This window comes from Pelobium manganitolerans (genome assembly GCF_003609575.1).
Lineage (GTDB): Bacteria > Bacteroidota > Bacteroidia > Sphingobacteriales > Sphingobacteriaceae > Pseudopedobacter > Pseudopedobacter manganitolerans.
The window spans coordinates 78,402-97,566 of the sequence record NZ_MBTA01000026.1 but is presented as its reverse complement, the minus strand read 5'-3'; the positions used below and the strand labels follow the sequence as shown (position 1 = coordinate 97,566).

23 protein-coding genes are annotated in these 19,165 nt (G+C 41.3%); 10 read left to right on the top strand and 13 right to left on the bottom strand.

Features of this window, described 5'->3' with window-relative positions; translation table 11 throughout:
• Positions 1-879, bottom strand: coding sequence for an SDR family oxidoreductase (locus BCY91_RS12380; protein WP_120182366.1), 879 nt, complete (start codon positions 877-879; stop codon positions 1-3).
• Complete coding sequence (locus BCY91_RS12375; protein WP_120182365.1) at positions 876-1,526, bottom strand: DsbA family protein; 651 nt, start codon at positions 1,524-1,526, stop codon at positions 876-878. Before BCY91_RS12375 ends, BCY91_RS12380 begins: the two co-directional genes overlap by 4 nt.
• Before the next feature lie 155 nt (positions 1,527-1,681).
• On the opposite strand from BCY91_RS12375, the gene BCY91_RS12370 reads away from it, so the two are divergent.
• Together BCY91_RS12370 and BCY91_RS12365 are read left to right on the top strand one after the other, a co-directional pair.
• Complete coding sequence (locus BCY91_RS12370; RefSeq protein WP_120182364.1) at positions 1,682-2,251, top strand: uracil-DNA glycosylase family protein; 570 nt, start codon at positions 1,682-1,684, stop codon at positions 2,249-2,251.
• Between the two features lie 17 nt (positions 2,252-2,268).
• The gene (locus BCY91_RS12365; protein ID WP_120182363.1) at positions 2,269-2,760 is read left to right on the top strand and encodes a GNAT family N-acetyltransferase; all 492 of its coding nucleotides are present in this window, start codon (positions 2,269-2,271) and stop codon (positions 2,758-2,760) included.
• Positions 2,761-2,925: 165 nt separating this feature from the next.
• Here the strand turns inward: BCY91_RS12365 and chrA are convergent, their stop codons facing one another.
• Both chrA and BCY91_RS12355 read right to left on the bottom strand, forming a co-directional pair.
• The gene (chrA, locus tag BCY91_RS12360; RefSeq protein ID WP_120182362.1) at positions 2,926-4,137 is read right to left on the bottom strand and encodes a chromate efflux transporter; all 1,212 of its coding nucleotides are present in this window, start codon (positions 4,135-4,137) and stop codon (positions 2,926-2,928) included.
• A 112-nt stretch (positions 4,138-4,249) separates the two neighbouring features.
• Positions 4,250-4,576: a tetratricopeptide repeat protein gene (locus BCY91_RS12355; RefSeq protein WP_394341555.1), complete on the bottom strand. Its 327-nt coding sequence runs from the start codon at positions 4,574-4,576 to the stop codon at positions 4,250-4,252.
• A gap of 124 nt (positions 4,577-4,700) precedes the next feature.
• Here BCY91_RS12355 and BCY91_RS12350 point away from each other — a divergent pair, with 124 nt between their 5' ends.
• The 4 genes from BCY91_RS12350 to BCY91_RS12335 all read left to right on the top strand — a co-directional run bounded on the left by BCY91_RS12350 (position 4,701) and on the right by BCY91_RS12335 (position 8,619).
• The gene (locus BCY91_RS12350; protein ID WP_120182360.1) at positions 4,701-5,438 is read left to right on the top strand and encodes an electron transfer flavoprotein subunit beta/FixA family protein; all 738 of its coding nucleotides are present in this window, start codon (positions 4,701-4,703) and stop codon (positions 5,436-5,438) included.
• Between the two features lie 36 nt (positions 5,439-5,474).
• A complete protein-coding gene (locus BCY91_RS12345) occupies positions 5,475-6,452 on the top strand; it encodes an electron transfer flavoprotein subunit alpha/FixB family protein (RefSeq protein WP_120182359.1) in 978 nt (325 codons plus the stop codon).
• 114 nt (positions 6,453-6,566) lie between these two features.
• Positions 6,567-7,163: a bifunctional nuclease family protein gene (locus tag BCY91_RS12340; protein ID WP_120182358.1), complete on the top strand. Its 597-nt coding sequence runs from the start codon at positions 6,567-6,569 to the stop codon at positions 7,161-7,163.
• A gap of 223 nt (positions 7,164-7,386) precedes the next feature.
• Complete coding sequence (locus BCY91_RS12335) at positions 7,387-8,619, top strand: nucleoside permease (protein WP_120182357.1); 1,233 nt, start codon at positions 7,387-7,389, stop codon at positions 8,617-8,619.
• Between the two features lie 80 nt (positions 8,620-8,699).
• Here BCY91_RS12335 and BCY91_RS12330 read toward each other — a convergent pair whose 3' ends face one another.
• The 4 genes from BCY91_RS12330 to folB form a co-directional block, all read right to left on the bottom strand.
• Complete coding sequence (locus BCY91_RS12330; protein WP_120182356.1) at positions 8,700-9,005, bottom strand: hypothetical protein; 306 nt, start codon at positions 9,003-9,005, stop codon at positions 8,700-8,702.
• 166 nt (positions 9,006-9,171) lie between these two features.
• Positions 9,172-10,551 (bottom strand): exonuclease domain-containing protein, encoded by a 1,380-nt coding sequence (locus BCY91_RS12325; protein WP_120182355.1) that lies wholly within the window; start codon positions 10,549-10,551, stop codon positions 9,172-9,174.
• Positions 10,552-10,720: 169 nt separating this feature from the next.
• On the bottom strand, positions 10,721-12,118 hold the full coding sequence (locus tag BCY91_RS12320; RefSeq protein WP_120182354.1) for an FAD-binding oxidoreductase: 1,398 nt from the start codon (positions 12,116-12,118) through the stop codon (positions 10,721-10,723).
• Positions 12,108-12,488 carry a dihydroneopterin aldolase gene (gene folB, locus BCY91_RS12315; protein ID WP_120182353.1) on the bottom strand — a complete coding sequence of 127 codons (381 nt, stop codon included), beginning with the start codon at positions 12,486-12,488 and terminating at the stop codon, positions 12,108-12,110. Before folB ends, BCY91_RS12320 begins: the two co-directional genes overlap by 11 nt.
• 122 nt (positions 12,489-12,610) lie before the next feature.
• Between folB and BCY91_RS12310 the strand changes: the two genes are divergently transcribed.
• The gene (locus BCY91_RS12310; RefSeq protein ID WP_120182352.1) at positions 12,611-12,823 is read left to right on the top strand and encodes a hypothetical protein; all 213 of its coding nucleotides are present in this window, start codon (positions 12,611-12,613) and stop codon (positions 12,821-12,823) included.
• Positions 12,824-12,971: 148 nt separating this feature from the next.
• Positions 12,972-13,358 (top strand): SRPBCC domain-containing protein, encoded by a 387-nt coding sequence (locus tag BCY91_RS12305; protein WP_120182351.1) that lies wholly within the window; start codon positions 12,972-12,974, stop codon positions 13,356-13,358.
• Here the strand turns inward: BCY91_RS12305 and BCY91_RS12300 are convergent.
• Genes BCY91_RS12300 through pyrF form a run of 3 tightly spaced genes read right to left on the bottom strand, consistent with a single transcriptional unit; the run spans position 13,355 to position 15,742 of the window.
• Entirely contained in the window at positions 13,355-13,576 is a 222-nt protein-coding gene (locus BCY91_RS12300) for a PspC domain-containing protein (RefSeq protein WP_120182350.1), read from the bottom strand. The two genes, BCY91_RS12305 and BCY91_RS12300, sit on opposite strands and share 4 nt — an antisense overlap.
• Positions 13,569-14,855: a DUF2851 family protein gene (locus BCY91_RS12295; RefSeq protein ID WP_120182349.1), complete on the bottom strand. Its 1,287-nt coding sequence runs from the start codon at positions 14,853-14,855 to the stop codon at positions 13,569-13,571. Before BCY91_RS12295 ends, BCY91_RS12300 begins: the two co-directional genes overlap by 8 nt.
• A 59-nt stretch (positions 14,856-14,914) precedes the next feature.
• A complete protein-coding gene (pyrF, locus tag BCY91_RS12290; protein WP_120182348.1) occupies positions 14,915-15,742 on the bottom strand; it encodes an orotidine-5'-phosphate decarboxylase in 828 nt (275 codons plus the stop codon).
• Between the two features lie 212 nt (positions 15,743-15,954).
• On the opposite strand from pyrF, the gene rho reads away from it, so the two are divergent.
• Complete coding sequence (gene rho / locus BCY91_RS12285) at positions 15,955-17,508, top strand: transcription termination factor Rho (protein ID WP_120182347.1); 1,554 nt, start codon at positions 15,955-15,957, stop codon at positions 17,506-17,508.
• Between the two features lie 84 nt (positions 17,509-17,592).
• Positions 17,593-18,264, top strand: a complete 672-nt coding sequence (pssA, locus tag BCY91_RS12280) for a CDP-diacylglycerol--serine O-phosphatidyltransferase (RefSeq protein ID WP_120182346.1) — start codon at positions 17,593-17,595, stop codon at positions 18,262-18,264.
• Positions 18,265-18,277: 13 nt separating this feature from the next.
• Here the strand turns inward: pssA and BCY91_RS12275 are convergent, their stop codons facing one another.
• Together BCY91_RS12275 and folK are read right to left on the bottom strand one after the other, a co-directional pair.
• Positions 18,278-18,643 carry an Hpt domain-containing protein gene (locus BCY91_RS12275; protein WP_120182345.1) on the bottom strand — a complete coding sequence of 122 codons (366 nt, stop codon included), beginning with the start codon at positions 18,641-18,643 and terminating at the stop codon, positions 18,278-18,280.
• A complete protein-coding gene (gene folK, locus BCY91_RS12270) occupies positions 18,643-19,134 on the bottom strand; it encodes a 2-amino-4-hydroxy-6-hydroxymethyldihydropteridine diphosphokinase (RefSeq protein WP_120182344.1) in 492 nt (163 codons plus the stop codon). The genes BCY91_RS12275 and folK overlap by 1 nt, the downstream gene beginning before the upstream one ends.
• Between the last annotated feature and the right edge of the window lie 31 nt (positions 19,135-19,165).

Here is a 19,165-nt window from a genome sequence, read left to right as displayed (position 1 = left end):
TTACAATGCTTGTATCCGCTGGGTAAATTCCGCAATGGTTTCGGTAGGTTTACCCAACTCGTCCCAAGTAAATTGCGCTGCAAATTTTTCGCGGTAGTGGTTTTTTGCGTACAATAAGCGGTAAGCATAGCCGATACGTGTAGACAGCAGACTGCCTAAAAGCAGGCTGTACATTGGGATTTTGATGATAGAAAGCTTTTTCTTTTGGTAATGGTCCCTAAATATTTCCAAAGCTTGTTGCGTGGTGTAAGCTTCTGGACCTTGCACTATATATTCCCGGTTTTCGTCTGTTAAAAGCTGGAAAGATTTGCAGACCTGTTTGGCATAATCGGCTGCGCTAATCCAATGGATTTTCACGTCAGACTGCCCCACCAAATTAAGGTTATTGGCATTCATAAAACCACCTTCTTTGGTGAAGTTCTCCATAAAACTAGACGCCAGAAAAATAGTATATGGCACACCTGCACCTTTAATTAGCTGTACTGCCTTCAGTTTGGCATCAAAAATCCACCATTTAAAACGGCTTTCTGTTTGGTAATCTTTAACTAAAGAGGTAAGGTAAGCAATGCGTTTAATGCCAGCTTGTTTTGCCGCGCTAATCAAATTCATAATCCCATCGGTTTCGGCAATAAATCCGCGTTTTTTAGCGTAGGGACCAATATGGATATTTAAATATACGGCATCTTGCCCGTCCAAACCCTTAATCAAAGAGGTACGATCTTTCAAGTCGCCATAAACAACATCAGCATGTGGAAACAAAGTTTTTGCCTTTTGCACGTTCCTGGCTATTATCCTAACCTGAAAACCGGCATCTAACAAACGTTGCGCAACAGGTTTGCCCAACAGCCCGGTAGCACCTATAATGGCTATTTTTTTCATGCAGAAACCTGTTTTAAAACATTTTCTACCCGTAACACCATCGTATCGTAATCTGCATATCCTTTAGCAACCATATAAAAATTTAAATCACCGGTTTTAATAAAAGCTGCCGGATAGCCGGTTACCTGCAACTGCTTGCTCAATGCAAAATCGTAATAGGCATCCTGTTTAAACTTTTCATCGTGCAGTTTTCCAATAAATTCGCTTCCGCGGATGCCAAATTTTTCTGCTATCGGTACATAAATCTCATCTTGTTCAAAATCAGCGCCGTTTAGGTACTTGGCTTTTTGCAAATCGGCGGCAAATAAAACGGCTTGCTCAGGGTGGTATGATTTAAAAACAGCCAATGCTATGGAAGGTTTTTCGGAGTTTTGGACTTGTGTACCCTCCTTTAAAATATCAAGGTATGGTTGTCCAAATGTTACACCTGCCGTTTCTTCAATTCGTGGGATATGGATTTGGATCAGATCTGCAGAAGCGCCTATCGGCTTTACCCGATCGCCCAAAATCATTCCGCCAGAAAGTACCTCAAAATCAAATTGGTTTTTGTAACGTTCGTACAGTTTGGTCATTACAGAGCTAAAGCCGTAACACCAGCCGCACAAGGCATCGTACACGTAAACAAATGCTAATTTATTGTTAACCATTTTGCAAAACTAAAGCAAAAAAAGCGCTCAAATGTTTGACCTTGGTCATTTATAGCTAATTACCTCGGTCAAATTGTCGGCAAACTATCACATGTTAGCGCGGGCATTTTAATTGCACTAGCCAAATAGTTAATTATGCTTATGTTTATTTAAGAATGAAGTTGCTGTTAGATGAGATTAAAGCCTGCCATCTGTGCGAGCAATATTTGCCTTTTGGGGCAAACCCGGTAATGCTGGCAGGCGAAAAAAGCAAAATAATTATTGTTGGGCAGGCGCCGGGCCGCAAAGTGCATGAAACCTTAATTCCGTGGAATGATAAAAGTGGTGATAACTTACGCGCTTGGATGGGCGTTGACCGCGATTTGTTTTACGATACCGATTTTTTTGCATTAATGCCGATGGGCTTTTGCTATCCAGGGCGCGGAAACAGCGGAGATTTGCCGCCACGCAAAGAATGTGCGCCCAAATGGCACAAAGAGCTTTTGCAAATGATGCCGGATAAAAAGTTGTTTTTATTGGTTGGCCAGTACGCGCAAAATTATTATTTGGGAGATAAAACGAAAGCCACTTTGACAGAAACTGTCAAAAATTTCCGCGAATACTTACCCCTGTTTTTTCCTTTGCCCCACCCCTCTCCGCGCAACAATATATGGCAGGCAAAAAATCCTTGGTTTAAACAAGAAGTTTTGCCTACTTTAAAAGAAATTGTGACAGACATTATTTAAGAAAATCCATAGAAAAAATGCTAGTAAAGCCACTTGAACACCAACATTGGGAAGCCGTTAAAAAAATATATGAACTGGGAATAGCTACTAAAACCGCAACTTTTGAAACCGAGGCGCCAAGCTGGAAAGAGTGGAATGCGAAGCACCTGCCCCACTCGCGCTTAATTTGCGAAATTGACGAGCGCGTGGGCGCCTGGGTTGCCTTGCGCGAGGTGCAAAATGATTGTATAGATGCTGGTGTTGCCGAAATTAGCATTTACGCGCATCCGGCCTGCAAAGGTTTGGGCTTGGGCTTTGTTTTGATGGAGCACGTAATTCGCCATAGCGAGGAGCACGGGATATGGACCTTGCAAGCTCAGATTTTTGAAGACAATAAAAGTACCATTCGTTTGCACGAAAAATCGGGTTTTAGGCGAGTGGGCTACCGCGAGCGTATCGGCGTGTTGGACGGCATTTGGCACAACGTTATTTTATTTGAAAGACGCAGCAAGGTGGTTGGGGGTGGTTAGTTAGTTTGTTAGGAGTTCGTTTGTGAGGAAGGAATAAAGAGCAAAGAATAAAGACCGCACTAACATTAACAAGACTGCCAATATAGAAAAAGGAATAAAGAGCAAAGAATAAAGATAATTAAAACGTTTACCAGGCTACTTTATACTTAATACTCACTACTCAATTCAACTTAACAAAATCCCAGCAAGCACGCCTACTAAGATGATGTAGGGTGTTTTAACTTTCGTGAATTTTAGGGTAAGGAAAGTGGCCAACATGATAGCGATGTTTTCGTAGCTGAAACCAACAGGTTTAATTAATAGCCAAAAAGCGGCAAACATAAATCCCACGGCAACTGCATTAATACCGTTTAGCGAGCTTTTTATGCGGTTAATCTTCTTTAAATCTTCCCAAAAAGGAACAATAAATAAGATTAAAATCAAGCCCGGGGCATTTATACCCAAAACAGCGATGGCACTGCCCATCATTTGCCCTACTACGCCATAACCTCTGTTACCTAAAGACATTGCGCCAACAAAAGAGGTAAAAGAAAATGTAGGACCCGGAATCATCTGCTGTAAAGCATAGCCCGATAAAAACTCTTGCCCTGTGAGGTAATGCTTTACATCCACAAACTCTGTGTACATCAAAGGCACCAAAACCTGTCCGCCACCAAAGATAATTATGCCATTACGGTAAAAATTCTCGAACAACCTGATAGGCAAACTAAAAGGAGAAGTTCGGTTCACTATGGCTCCTAATAATCCAAAAACCAACATCACTCCAATGAAATAAGCTACTTTTTTAGTGTTTATGGATGAAAAAAGCTTAACCCTGATTTGATCTTCCTCATGCTTGGCTTCTGTGGCCGAACTAACGATACCGCCCAATAAAATAAGTATCGGAAACACAAAGGGACTTCTTAAAATTAAACTCGCGGCCGCTGCGCCTGTGGCCAAAATGATGTTGATTTGGCTTTTTAAAGCTATTTTACCAAAAGCGTAAGTCGCGTAAGCTACAATCCCCAAAGCGATGGGCTGTATAAACTGAAGTACTTTTGAAAAGCTGGGGTTTAATGAAAAAGTTTCGAGGTTTATTGCGATAAAACACATTACCGCGGCCGCAGGCACTGCCCAAATTAAAAACGTAAGGATAGCTAAACTTAAGCCACCAACCTTGTAAGCAACGCCCACCACCGTTTGGGTAGATGAAGGACCGGGTAATATCTGCGTAAGCGCATAAAGCTCCATCAGCTCCTCCTCACTTAAATAGGCTCGTTTCTTCACAAAATCATTCAGCAAAATGGCCAAATGCGCCTGCGGGCCACCAAACGAGGTGAGCATAAACGCAATAACATCGCGCAAAAAAATCAGCTTTCTAAAACGTTTGCCTTTCAAGTGTGGTTAGTTGGTTAGAGGTTAGTTGGTTAGTTTTAAAGTTCATTAGTTCATTAGTGGGCTGTATTACTTACTTCTTGCTATTTGCTATTCACTCAATACTCACTATCCCCTACCAATCCTCCATTTCATCGCGTAAGCTATTGTAAGCACCTAAAAGTTCGCTTAAAGCGTGCTGGTCTTTAATGCGTTTGCCAACTTCTATACCCTGCTCGTAAGTTTTAATGGCGTCATCTTGCTTATTTAATTGTTCGTACAATTTTCCTAAATGATAATAGGTGCCGATATAATCCGTATGTTTATCAACAAGGTCTAAATAATATTTGAGCGCCTCTTCTGTTTGGTTTAGGCGGACGTACTCTGTAGCAAGCGCGTACTTCAAAAAAGGGTCGTTAGGCTCGTTCTGCAGAAATTCTAGTAAGCGTGCTAATCTGTCCATGGTCATTTATTTTATGCCTAAATAAATTAAATTTGTAAAAACCGCAATATTAGGAAACCATCCATGATTTTGCAAAGCAAACAAAATGAAGATTCATTGATTATCCATTTAAAATAAAGAGAAGATGAAAATTTTAGTGTGCATAAGTAACGTGCCTGATACCACCACCAAAATAACATTTAATAACGACAATACCTCGTTTAATGAGGGGGGCGTTCAATACGTGCTGAACCCTTATGATGAAATTGCACTTTCGCGCGCGGTAGAGCTGGCGGAAAGTAACAGCGGCACTGTCACCGTAATTAATGTTGGCGAAGCCAGTACCGAGCCCACCATCCGCAAGGCTTTAGCCGTGGGTGCAACTGATGCGGTGAGAGTAAATGCTGCGCCTCGGGACGCCTACTTTGTGGCTCAGCAAATTGCCAATTACGCTAAAGATAAAGCCTTTGATCTAATTTTAACCGGAAGAGAATCTATTGATTATAACGGCGCGCAGGTGGCGGCTATGCTGGGCGAACTGTTACATATCCCATCCGTGTCTATCATTAAAAAACTGAATATAGAGGGGGGAAATGCTGTGGTAGAACGCGAGATTGAAGGCGGTAAAGAAGTGCTTAGCATCCCTTTGCCAATTGTAGCGGGCACGGCAGAAGGTGTGGCCGAGTGGAAAATCCCGAATATGAGAGGTATCATGAGTGCCAGAACCAAACCCTTGAATGTTGTAGAGCCAATTAGCGTGGAGCAACTAGCGCAAATTGTAAAGTTTGATACGCCTGCACCTCGCGGAAGCGTAAAATTAATCGACGCGGCAGAGCCGGAAAAACTGATTGATTTATTGCACGCCGAAGCAAAAGTGATTTAAGCGCATTTATTTATCTAAAACCTCATTAAAAAAATTATGTCTGTACTAGTATATGTTGAAAATGCCGAAGGCAAATTCAAAAAATCAATATTTGAAGCTGTTTCTTATGCAAAGTCTGTTGCAGCGCAACTTGATACTTCATTAATCGCTATTTCTATTGGAAACGTGGCGCAAGACGAGTTGGCTAAATTGGCCAAATATGGCGCAAACAAAACTTTAAACGTAAATACCGAACAGTTAAAGACTTTTGTTAACCAAGCTTATGCGTCTGTTATCGCAGAAGCGGCAAAAAAAGAAAATGCGGAGGTGGTGGTATTGTCTAACTCTTTTTCCGGAAAAGGTTTGGCGCCGCGTATTGGCGTAAAGCTTGAAGCTGCCGTAATTAGCGGCGCTATTGAGCTTCCGGATACCACAGGCGGACAATTTAAGGTGAAGCGTAGCGCATTCTCTAATAAAGCTTTTGCTACCGTAGAGGCAACTTCAAAAGTGAAGGTTATTTCTTTAACACCAAACGCTTATCAAGTGATAGAAAAAGCCGGAGAAGGAAACATAGAAGACTTTAACGCGCCTGTGGACCAGCAAGATTTAAAAGCGGTAATTAAAGAGGTGGTACGTGCAACAGATAAAGTTTCTTTGCCAGATGCCGAGCTGGTGGTTAGCGCCGGTCGCGGATTAAAAGGCCCAGAAAATTGGGGGATGATTGAAGAACTTGCTTCATTACTCGGTGCTGCCACAGCCTGCTCAAAACCGGTTTCCGACGCCGATTGGCGCCCACACAGCGAGCACGTGGGTCAAACCGGTATCGCTATTTCGCCAAACCTTTACATTGCCATTGGCATTTCGGGGGCCATACAGCATTTGGCAGGTGTATCGTCATCAAAAGTTATTGTGGTGATCAATAAAGATCCGGAAGCACCGTTTTTTAAAGTGGCCGATTATGGCATTGTGGGCGACGCCTTTGAAATTGTACCTAAATTAATTGAAGCGGTAAAATCTTTAAAAGCAAACGCTTAAATTAGCAAGCAAAACAAAACATACATTTTGGCTTTAATTTTGTCAAAATGTATGTTGGCTAATACAAAGCCAATCAACAATACGTGTGATATGGTGTAGCGGGATTTTATAGCAATGAAAAAACTTAAACTAGATATCATAGGCTTATCATACAGCCAAACACAATCAGGTGCTTACGCATTGGTTTTAGGAGAAGTAAATGGCCGGCGTCGCCTGCCAATCATTATCGGGGGTTTTGAAGCACAAGCTATTGCCATAGAGATAGAGAAAATGACGCCGAGCAGGCCTCTAACTCATGACCTTTTTAAATCTTTTGCAGACGCGTACCACATTAATGTTCAGGAGGTTATCATTTACAACTTGGTTGAAGGCGTGTTTTTTAGCAAGCTGATTTGTAACGATGGAAAAAAAACATTAGAGATAGATGCGCGTTCGTCTGACGCTATTGCACTTGCCGTAAGGTTCGGCTGTCCAATTTATACCTATGAATTTATTTTGGCTTCGGCCGGAATTGTTATTGAAGGCACTGATTTTGTTTTTTTAGATAACATAGAACCCACCCAAACCGAGAGCCCAAAAAGCACCGGAAACAGTTACTCGGCTTACTCGGAGGATGAACTGCAAAAACAATTGAAAGACGCTTTAACCGAAGAAGCCTACGAAAAAGCGGCCCGCATCCGCGACGAGCTGACTAAGCGGAAATCCAACTAGAGAATGGTAATTGGTGAATGGTGAATCGTGAATATGATAGATTTTGCATCTGCTACTTTTTCACTCAGCATTCACTACTTTTTACTCACCACTCACTATTCTTCTACTCCCTACTTTCTACTCAATACTCACTACCCCCCCTCCCATTAGCATAACTCTCTTTTTTCATTTCCATATTCCCGAAAATAAATAACTTAGGGTTGCCCATCCAACGGTGCATTTTATGGGATTAAAAACTCGATTGATTGCCATGAATTTCCTGCAGTTTTTTGTTTGGGGAGCATGGCTAATCTCTTTGGGCGGCTACATGATTGTAACGCTCAACTTTACTGGAGTACAAGTAGGAAGCATCTTTTCTACCATGGGCGTGGCCTCTTTATTTATGCCTGCTATCATGGGCATTATCTCCGACAGGTTTTTTAACGCAGAGCGAGTTTTGGGCGTCTGCCATATCTTCGCTGCGCTCTTGCTCCTGGCAGCTTCTAAAATAACCGATTACCCCACGCTTTACATCATCATGCTTTTTAATTCTATGCTATACATGCCTACTATCGCTTTGGCAAATACGGTGTCGTACAATGCGCTGGAGCGCAAAGGTTTCAACATTGTAAAATCTTTTCCGCCTATACGGGTGTGGGGCACCATTGGCTTTATTGCCGCCATGTGGATTGTGGATTTCTTAGGCTGGACAAAGAATGCCAACCAACTGTATGTTGCAGGCGGCGCCGGTATTTTACTAGGGCTTTATGCTTTTACCATGCCTAAACGCCCGCCTTTAAAAATTCGCGATGCACGAAGCTTGGCCAACAGTGTAGGTTTAGATGCTTTTGTGCTTTTCCGCAATAAAAAAATGGCTGTATTTTTCACTGTTTCCATGTTTTTAGGTGCGGCCTTGCAAATCACCAATTTGTTTGGCGGTGCTTTTCTAGATGATTTTAAAACCATGTATCCCCATTCCTTCGGTGTGCAACATCCCAACCTCTTGCTTTCTATCTCCCAAATTTCCGAAACTTTATTTATCCTTACCATTCCGTTTTTCCTTCAAAAATTCGGCATCAAAAAAGTGATGCTGCTTAGCATTTTTGCTTGGGTACTGCGTTTTAGCCTGTTTGGCATTGGTAACCCCGGAAACGGTTTATACCTTTTGGTGTTTTCGATGATAGTTTACGGTATGGCCTTCGATTTCTTCAATATTTCGGGTTCTTTGTTTGTTGAGCGCGAATCGGACCCTAAAATTAGAGCTAGCGCGCAGGGCTTGTTTATGATTATGACCAACGGTTTAGGCGCTTTCTTTGGGGGTATTTTAAGCGGTTGGGTAGTTGATTATTTTACTACAAACGGCGTTCGTGACTGGCAGAGTATCTGGTTTTCTTTTTCCGGTTATGCGTTGGTGCTGGCGGTTATTTTTCCTATCATTTTTAAATACAAGCATATAAAGGAAGATATTGTGGAATAGAAACCTTTTTCTCTCGCTAAAAACAAAAACGGCCTTTAGAAAATTCCTAAAGGCCGTTTTTGTTGAGGTTAAATTGTCAATTATAAAATTAGCAACACAATAATAATCACCAGCAAAGCCGTTACTGATAAATAAATACCGCCGTTACCAATCGCATTTGCTTCTTTTTTCATTTGCCTCAGTTCTGCGCGCAGTTCTTTTTTCTCTGCGCGGCTCATGTGGCTTTTGTCCATGCTCCTAATCTGCTCTACACGGTTGGTCAATTGCTCAAGCTTTGCCTGTTGTGCAGCACTTAGTGCTTTGTCTGTTTTTTCTGTTGCAGAAGCAAAATTGGTGCTTGCTACAAGCATCAATAAAGAAAATGCGAAGTAGATTAATTTTTTCATGTGTGTGTGTTTTTAGTTTAAAACAGAGATGTAGCGCCCACATCTCCCTTATTTAAATTCAGTAATGGCGAAAACCGCGCCATATCCTAATTTGTGGGCAATTAACATCATCAGCAAATAAAGGCTGCTTATACAAAACGGAAAAACGGACTAAAAACAGGACAATTTAATTAAGGATGATTTGCTTTTGCGGATGGGCAAGCACAAAATCGGATAATATTTTTTCGATAAAAAGATATGATGGATATGCCGTAACCAAAGATTTCGCCTCTTCTACACCAGTAGGCAGCTCGTTTTCCCTGATATAACCCATACCGCAAAAAACGCCCTTGTCTACCACAATACAGCTTTTTTCCAATCTGTTGCGCCCTTCGTCAACAATCATATAACTAGGCATCGCTTTGGCTGCTTCATTTATAAAAGCCTTTACCCTAGCGTTATAATCTTGTGCACTTTCTTTCTGTAAACACGCGCCTTTACACTTGTTTTCTTCTAGGGCAATGCAGGCCATGTTGCTTTTCTGCAAGTCGCACAACACATTGCAAAGCTCATAATCGGCACACCATTGGCGCATTAACCTTTGTGCCTCGGCAATAGACGCAAAAGAGAGCACTGCCTGCATATATTTTTGCTTTTTGCCGATGGCTAAGCGTAAATAACCGTTCTGATCTTCGTATTTATACAAAGCAAAGCGCTTTTCGGGATGTTTAGCCGCCCTGTTTTTTTCGGGCCACAACCTTTTAATTTCTATATTTTCTAAAATTAAAGCCTGCAATTCGGTACCGCACACTTGGTGCGAAATTTTCCGGATCTCGCGCAAAAAATCTTGCTTGTTTTTGTGGGTATCGTTGTTTAAAAAATGGCTTAAAACGCGTTTGTATAAATTTTTAGCCTTTCCTACATAAATAATTTTATCTTTTTTATCGCGGAAATAATATACACCCGGCTGCCTCGGAATTTGCTCTAACTGCAACCTAGATACGTATGGTGGCAAAGCTTCTTCTTTACTGCGGGCATTTAAAGCTTCTTCAATAAAGTTATGCTCATCCGCATCAACCATCATTTTAAAAAGTGTGGCGGTGGCAAAAGCATCGCCCCCTGCCCTGTGCCTGTTTTCTATGCGGATGTTTAAGCTGCGGCAAAGTTTGCCCAAACTGTACGACGGCAAACCGGGCAGTATTTTCCTGGCCAAACGCACCGTGCAAAGCTTTTTAGTGTTTAAGGTGAAGCCCTCGCGCTTAAGGTGGTGATTGATGAAAGAGTAATCGAAATTTACATTGTGTGCTACAAATATTTTATCCTCAAGCATGGCAAAAATCTGCGGTGCCACCGTTTCAAAAGTTGGCGCGTTTTTCACATCATCATTACTGATGCCGGTTAAGCTTTGGATAAATGTTGGTATTTCTTGCTGTGGATTAATGAGCGTTTCAAACTGATCCACAATTGATTGCCCGTTGTGGATACAAATTGCAATTTCTGTAATACCGTGGGCATTCGCATGACTACCCGTAGTTTCGATATCTACAATTGCAAAAAGGCGCTCCATTAAATGCAAAAATAAGAAATTAGCTAATAATATTAGTAATGGTTTTTAAAATTAGTGAATGGTCAATGGTCAATGGTCAATGGTCAGTGGTCAGTGGTGAATCATAAGCGGCGGGTAATCTGTCTAGCCCCAATTATTCCTTAAAATTTAAACCTCTTCTATATTTACCTTAAAAAATCTTCCCGGGGTTCAATATGCCGTTAGGATCAAAAACCTGTTTGATGCCACGCATCAGGTTTAAATGGATTTCGCTGTATTTGATAGGCATAAAATCTTTTTGTACCAGGCCAATCCCGTGTTCGCCAGAGATGGTGCCACCGAGTTTTACTGTAAGCTCAAATATTTCCTTAATGCCGTCTTTAAGTCGGTTTTTCCAGTCTTCATCCGTCATGCTTGCTTTAATGATATTTATATGCAGGTTTCCATCGCCGGCATGGCCGTAGCAAACCGACTCAAAACCGTAAGCTTTTCCTATCTCTTTGATTCCTTTTACCAGCTGTGGCAGGTTTGCGCGTGGCACCACTGTGTCTTCTTCTTTGTAAATAGAATTTGATTTTACCGATACCGGCAATACGCGCCGCAGTTTCCAAAATTCTTCTTTTTGGATAGAGGAATCTGCAAAAAGCACTTCGATGCAACGGTGTTTTTCTACCACCCCATTTATGACTTCACAATCCGCAAAAAGCATATCCATATCATTGCCGTCCACTTCAACCAATAAATAAGCTTGCGCATCTACATGTACAGAAAAATTGAGCTTATCATATTCAATCACCCACTCTAGTCCACGACGCTCCATAAACTCTAGCGCAGAGGGCGTTACGCCAGCTCTGAAAATGGCCGAAACAGCTGCACACGCATCTTCGTTTGTTGGAAAAGCGCACATCAGCAAAATATTATGCTGTGGCCTAGGAATTAACTTTAGTACTATTTTGGTGATGATAGCCAAAGTCCCTTCGGAACCTATCAGTAATTGCGTTAGGTTATAACCCGATGCATATTTTAAGGTATTGGCACCTGTCCAGATGATATCGCCGTTAGGCAAAACCACCTCAAAATTTAGCACATATTCTCTGATAGTTCCGTACTTGACCACGCGCGGACCGCCCGATCCATGCGCCATATTGCCTCCGATGAAACAAGAACCCTTGCTTGACGGATCTACGGGATAAAGCAGACCTTTTTCTGAAACGGCATCCATAAAAACTTCGGTAATTACGCCCGGTTCCACCGTTGCTTGCAGGTTACGCTCGTCAATCTCTATGATACTGTTTAAACGCTCGGTACTTAGCACCACACCGCCATAAACAGGCAAAGCTCCGCCGCTTAAACCGGTTCCGCCGCCACGTGGCGTAACAGGAATCAGATGTTCATTACAATATTTCATCACCGCCGAAACCTCTCTTACGTTCTTCGGTTTAATCACCAAATCCGGAAAAAAACTTAAATCTTCCGTTTCGTCTTTGCTATACTTATACACGCTCTCTTGGTCGGTAAACACGTTGTTTTCACCGCAAAGCTGCTTTAGTTTATTAATGTGTTTTTGGTTGATGGCGTTAAATTTCATCACTATTTTCAAAATTCAATTGCACAAAAGAATGTTTTATTTGCGCTTTAACGGGCGGATTAAGTTTTTTTATGGTAACCTGAAGGCTTTGCACTTGCGGAAAGAGTTTCAAAGCACGGTCCATGATTTCTTGCGCCGCAGTTTCTAAAAGTTTAGCTTCTTTTTTTAACACCTTTTCGCAGATTTGATGCAGTTGCATATAGTCGATAGTTGCGTTCAGCTCGTCACCGTTTAATTTTTCGCTCAAGATATAAGTAGCGTAAACGCTCACCAACAAATCATTTTTAAGAATGCGTTCTTCTGGAAACCAGCCTATTGGCGCATTAAAAAGCGCATCGGTTATACCTACGCTCGTAAAGGTTTTGCCCATCTTCAAAGATGATGTTTAAGCTTTTTAAATCAAAATTTAATAAAAGCTACCGCGCCTAAAGCTTAAAAAATAATTGGTTCAAAGTTTGCAAATGTTTATGTACACTAAAAAAACCATTTATCATGAACAGGACAATAGGAATAATATTAGTAGTTGTAGGAATTGCAATGCTAATTTGGGGTGGTTTCTCTTATACCAAGAAAGAAAAAGTGGTAGACGCCGGCCCTATACAAATATCGGCAGATAAAAAAGAAACCGTAAACTGGCCGCCTTACGCCGGGGGAATTATTTTGGTAGCCGGCGTTGTGGTGCTGGTTACGGCTAAAAAAAGTTAATATCCGAGGAACATTTAAAACCGGCTCAGTTAAAGGGTCGGTTTTTTTTTATGAATCTGAGTTGGCTTGGCTTTTTTAATTTTAGCTTTTGATTTTATCTTATCTGCCTTTTTAATTTAACTTTTTACCTTTGAATTTTTGCTCCAACATGAAAGATTACAAAAAATATTACACCTTACCCGCCAGCCCAGAAGACGTTTATTTGGCACTAACCATTCCGCAGAGCATTAAACTATGGACCGGTGCCGAGGCAGAGATGAGTGAAGAAGTGGGTACAGAATTTTCTTTGTTTGACGGGGATATTGTAGGGAAAAACTTAGAATTTGAGTACGGAAAAAAAATAGTGCAACAGTGGTATTTTGACGGGCAAGAAGAAGATTCTGTGGTAACTATTAAACTGCACGAGCATAAAAGCGGCTGTTCTGTGGAGCTACGCCATAGCAATATCCCTGATGAGGTGTACGATGAGTTTGTAGAAGGCTGGGACGATAATTATTTTGGCGAGCTACGCGAGTTTTTTGAGGAAGAAGACTAAATATCCCAAAACTGTATCCTTTTACGCTTGATGAAGTGGCGGATATCCAGCACCACCGCAGCAAAAAAATAAAACACCAAAGGAAAACCGGCGGCCAAAAAAGAAGTATAAATAAAGAACAGCCTGATTTTAGCTTGGGAAATCTGGAATTTTTCGCCTAAATAAGTGCAAACCCCAAAGGAGTAACGTTCAAAAAACAGCAATACTTTATCAATCATTTTGCTTTATAATTTCTAAACCGACGCCACAATTTAAGCATTTTTTTAAATCGCAATAGTTTTTTTTGAGATGAATAAGCGCTTGCGTATCAAATGCGTGTGCAGCGCCAAAGCCTCGGGCCTTAAAACCACGCACAATTTGATTGTCCTCGGGCTTAATCGCCAACAGCAAATCGCCCGCAACTTCCGTATATTTTTTTTGTCCGGTGCTTTTGCCGTAAAAGAATAAAAGCGGTGCTATGGCATTGATCAAAAGATTGTCTACGCTACCAAAGCCGATAGCGCTCGGCTTTTCTTCGGCTTCTTTATCAAATCTGTAATGCTTATTCCAGTAGCTGTTTACCGGTAGCCTGGCAAATAAAGAAGCAAACTCTTTTTTAGTTTTTAAACCAATCATTTGCGAAAACAAATGTTGCGATTGCAGTACCAAAGCCGCAAACTGTGCTAAACGGATGGTGGGGAAATTATCGGGCCGGGTTTTAGAAAATTTCCAAATGCTGGCCTCCAACTCGGGCAAATTGTACTTGGCGCGCAAAAAACGGAATTCCTGCTGTAAAAGTTTCGGGTAGGCATCGGTAAAATTCTGATTTAACAAGCCCGCCACGCCAAAAATTAAAGCTTCTACCTGCAAAGCTTGGTCTTTATGTTTGGCTAAGATGCGTTGCGGCAAGTTTTTGGCCAGCAGTTCAAAAGGCAAAGCATTCACTTTAAAGCCGAAGCTTTTTGCCAGCGCAATGTAAAAGGTATCTTCCCAACTTTGTGCGCTAAAAGAATAAATCTCTTTCAATGCCAGTGATTTATCTTCTAAACGCTCGGCAAGCATCCTATCCAAAACCAAAGCTTTTTTAACATCGCTTACGCTTGGCAAATGGTTTTCGCAGGCAACCCAATAATTGTTTCCGCGCAATTGCTCGTATTTATCCAACAAAGTGGTATTGGTAAATTCAGAAAGATCAAGCACCGGAAGCAATGTGCCGTCTATACGGTGGATAGGTGCATCGTGTTCCCAAACTACATGTAAAACTACATTATTGTAGGCCGCATCGCGCTGGTGTTTATGCTTAAGCCAATCGGAAGATTTGATATGTATTTCTACATTGCCTGCCCAAACGGTATCGCCAATTTTAAGTTTAGCATTAAAAAAATCGGGACCTGCATCTAAATTATGCCGGCCAGCATTTAGCAACTGCACAGGTTCTCCATCCGTAGTATGCAAAGCAAGCGCATTAAAAAGCTTGTATTTCCAGATATGATGAAGAATAGCTTCTGAAGATGGCATTGCTAAATGTAGCAATTATTTCTACAAAAAAGCGCTAAGTAATTGTATATCAGCCGTAGCTAAAAACCTATTTTTTCAAGTTCTTTGGCCATCTGTTGTTGAACTTTTTGTGCTTCGGCACGTGCCGCTTGCGCAAAATCTTCGCCGGATGAAGCATATATAATAGCGCGCGACGAGTTTACCAGCAAACCACAGTCTTTAGTTATACCGTACTGGCAAACGTCGCCCAAAGAACCGCCTTGCGCGCCCACGCCGGGCACCAGTAAAAAATGGTTGGGCGCATGTTTTCTAATCTGTAAAAAAGCATCGCCACGGGTTGCCCCTACAACGTACATCATCTGCTCATTGCTAGCCCATTCTTGCGATTTTTGCAATACACTTTCAAATAACAAACTCTCTTCGTTTTTTAAAAACTGAAAGTCTTTTGCACCTTCATTAGAGGTTAACGCCAATAAAATCACCCATTTGTTCTGGAACTTCAAAAACGGTGAAACAGAATCTTTACCCATGTAAGGCGCAACGGTAACGGAATCAAAGCTCATCCCCGAATCGGCCTGGCTAAAAAAAGCATCTGCGTACATGGCAGAGGTGTTGCCAATGTCGCCTCGCTTTGCATCGGCAATGCTAAAAATATCTTTAGGCAAATAATTCGCTGTTTTAACTAATGATTGCCAGCCTGCTAAACCTCGGCACTCATAAAAAGCGGTGTTTATTTTATAAGAAACGCACAAATCTTTTGTAGCATCAATAATCTGTTTGTTAAACTCAAAAACCGGATCATCAAACGTTAATAAATGCTGCGGTATTTTTTTTATATCGGTATCCAAACCAACGGTTAAAAAAGATTTTTTCTTCTTGATTTGGGCTATCAGTTCCTGACGGGTCATCTTAAGCGTGTTTGCAGGCAAAGTTGCCAATTAAAAAGTGCTGAAAAAAATTTTTAGAAAATTTTAGCATTTAAAAATTAATCAATATTATTGCAGCATAATCTCATTCTATCCTTTTTCTAAGGACTAAGAAATATCACGCTAGATTTAGATGTAACATTGCTTAATCTTTAGGATAATCACAAAATTAATCCCTTGACAATACATAATTAATGTTTAATACAAACGAATTGAACGACAAGCTTGTTTCTGAGCTTCGTGAGATGGCAAAAAGTTTTGGTGTAGAAAACACGGATGCTTTGCGTAAAGCCGAGCTGATAGCGAAAATCAAAGAACAACATGATTTGATTGAGGCTGCCAGAAACTCGGGCGCAGTTGCCGATGAAGCGGAAGTGGCCGAGAAGCCTAAAAAGAGAGCAAGAACTGTAAAAACTACAGTAGCGGAAGAAAAGATAAGTCCGTTGCCAAAGCAAGAAACTTCTTTGTTTGATGCGCCGGACAGCGAGCAAGCCAAACCAAGCAGCAGAAAAGCTGTTGCCGAAAAAAGCGACCAAGAAGATAAAACTGACGGTGCCGAAGGCAAAACAGAACCTAAGCAAATTAGGCCAGATAAAAATTCGAAACAGCGCTCGCAAGAGCCTGCTTTTGACTTTGATAACGTAATTATCAACGAAGGCGTTTTGGAGATTATGCCAGATGGTTACGGCTTTTTGCGTTCTTCTGATTATAATTACCTTACTTCGCCAGATGATATCTACGTGTCTCAATCGCAGATAAAATTATTTGGATTAAAAACCGGCGATACCGTACGTGGCAGCATTAGACCGCCAAAAGAAGGCGAAAAATACTTCCCACTGGTGCGTGTTGAGTCTATTAACGGCCGTGTGCCAATGGAAGTGCGCGACCGTGTGCCTTTTGACTATTTAACGCCGCTTTTCCCTACGGAACGTTTGAATTTATTTATGAAGCCGAGCGACCATAGCACACGCATCATGGATTTGTTTACACCGATAGGAAAAGGCCAGCGCGGTTTAATTGTAGCGCAGCCAAAAACCGGTAAAACCAATTTATTAAAGGAAGTTGCTAACGCCATTGCGGCCAACCACCCAGAGGTTTATTTAATTATTTTATTGATTGATGAGCGCCCGGAAGAGGTAACTGACATGGCGCGCAGCGTTAGAGCTGAGGTAGTTTCATCAACCTTTGACGAGCCTGCGGACCGTCACGTGAAAATTGCCAACATTGTTTTGGAAAAAGCTAAAAGAATGGTAGAGTGCGGGCATGATGTGGTGATTTTGTTGGATTCTATCACACGTTTAGCACGTGCTTACAACACCGTTGCTCCGGCTTCGGGTAAAATTTTATCGGGCGGTGTGGATGCGAATGCTTTACACAAACCGAAGAGATTTTTTGGTGCCGCGCGTAACATTGAAGATGGCGGTTCATTAACCATTTTAGCAACTGCATTAACAGACACGGGTTCTAAGATGGACGAGGTGATCTTTGAAGAGTTTAAAGGTACCGGTAATATGGAGCTGCAGTTGGATAGAAAACTTTCTAACAAACGTATTTTCCCTGCCATTGACCTTACGGCATCAAGCACCAGAAGAGACGATTTGTTGTTAGACAAGGAAACTTTACAAAGAATCTGGATTTTGAGAAACCACTTGGCAGATATGAACTCGCAAGAAGCAATGGAATTTTTGTTGACACAGGTTCGCGGAACAAAATCAAACGAAGAGTTTTTAGTTTCGATGAACAGCTAAGAAAAAGGCCTAAGGAAGAAGGTTTTAGGTGTAAGATTGTTAAAGTCTTAAACCTAAAACCTTAAACCTAAAACCTTCCTACAAATGATTAAAAAACACATCCCAAACGCATTAACCTGCGCCAATTTGTTTTTTGGCTGTATGGCTGGTGTGTATGCATTTAACGGCGACCTGAAAACGGTCGCCTTTTTTACATTAGTTTCTGGTGTATTTGATTTTTTTGATGGTTTTGCTGCACGTTTGCTTCACGTAAAATCTGATATCGGCAGAGAACTGGATTCTTTAGCGGATGTGATCAGCTTTGGTTTTGTTCCTGGCATCGTGCTGTTTAAGCTGTTATCGCTTTCCTTGCCGGGATATTGGCCTTACATTGGTTTCATAATCACCGTTTTTTCGGCCCTACGTCTCGCAAAGTTCAATATTGATACACGTCAGACAGAAGATTTCATCGGGCTAAACACACCCATGAATACGTTTTTTGTGGTGTCTCTGCCCTATTTGTTAGATGATTTCGCTTGGGTAAGCAATCCTTATTTTTTAGTGATTTTAAGCTTCCTGCTTTCCTACCTGTTGGTGAGCGAAATTCGATTTTTCTCCATGAAGTTTTCCAAACTCAGTTGGCAGGCAAATAAATTCAAGTTCACGTTTTTGATAAGCGCGATTGTTTTGCTGGCGGTTTTCAATGTGGCTGCAGTGCCCTTAATTCTGTTAGCTTACTTGGTATTTTCTGCCTTACACTTCAAATACCAAGTTTAAAGAACGGGTTAATTTAACCTAACAACTCCGCTCTCTTTTGTTCTAAGCCGGCAAAAATCTGCCGAAAATCCTCTTTTAAAACGGCAAAATCTTTTTTAATCCCTTCGTAGTCTTCTTGGCCTCTGGCACGCGCTTCAATGCTGGCCATTGATTCTTTGGCTTCTAGGGCACCCATAAAAGCCAAAGTTGGTTTTATCTTATGCGCCATCTCGGCAATTTTTGCCCAGGTTTGCGTGTTTACCGCTTCTTCTAATGTTGACATATATTCTGGCGTTTGCGCCAAAAATATATCAATCATTTCTACCATAAAATCCGAATTGTCACTTGCCACTTCTTGTAAATATGAAAGGTCTATAACTTTTTTTTCTTCTGAACTCATCAGTTTGTTTGTGTTATTTTTTCAACAGATAGGTTGTCTGTGCATTGTTCCAACAGTTTTTGTACGCTTTTTTTCTTTATCGGATGAATTAATTGTTCTGCTATCTCTGCCAAAGGAACCAGTACAAACCTCCGGTCTGTAATAAAAGGATGAGGTACTTTGAGTTCTTCAGTAGCAATTACATCGCTTTCATAAAATAGCACATCAATATCCACAGTGCGCGCCCCCCATTTCTCTTTACGCACTCGGTCCAATTCGGTTTCAATTTTCTGAACTGTTTTTAAAACTTCAAACGCCGTTAAATTTGTCTGCATCTCAACCGCTGCATTATAAAAATCGTCCTCGTTAGTTTTGCCCCAAGCTTTTGTAGCATAAAAAGAAGAAACTTTCTCAATTGCTCCTACCCGCTCAGCTACTAACGCCAAAGCCTTTTGCAAATAGGCCATTTTATCGCCAACATTGCTTCCTAAGCCTAAAAAAACACGTTTCATTAATTTGTAACAAATACAGCAAATGCCTATC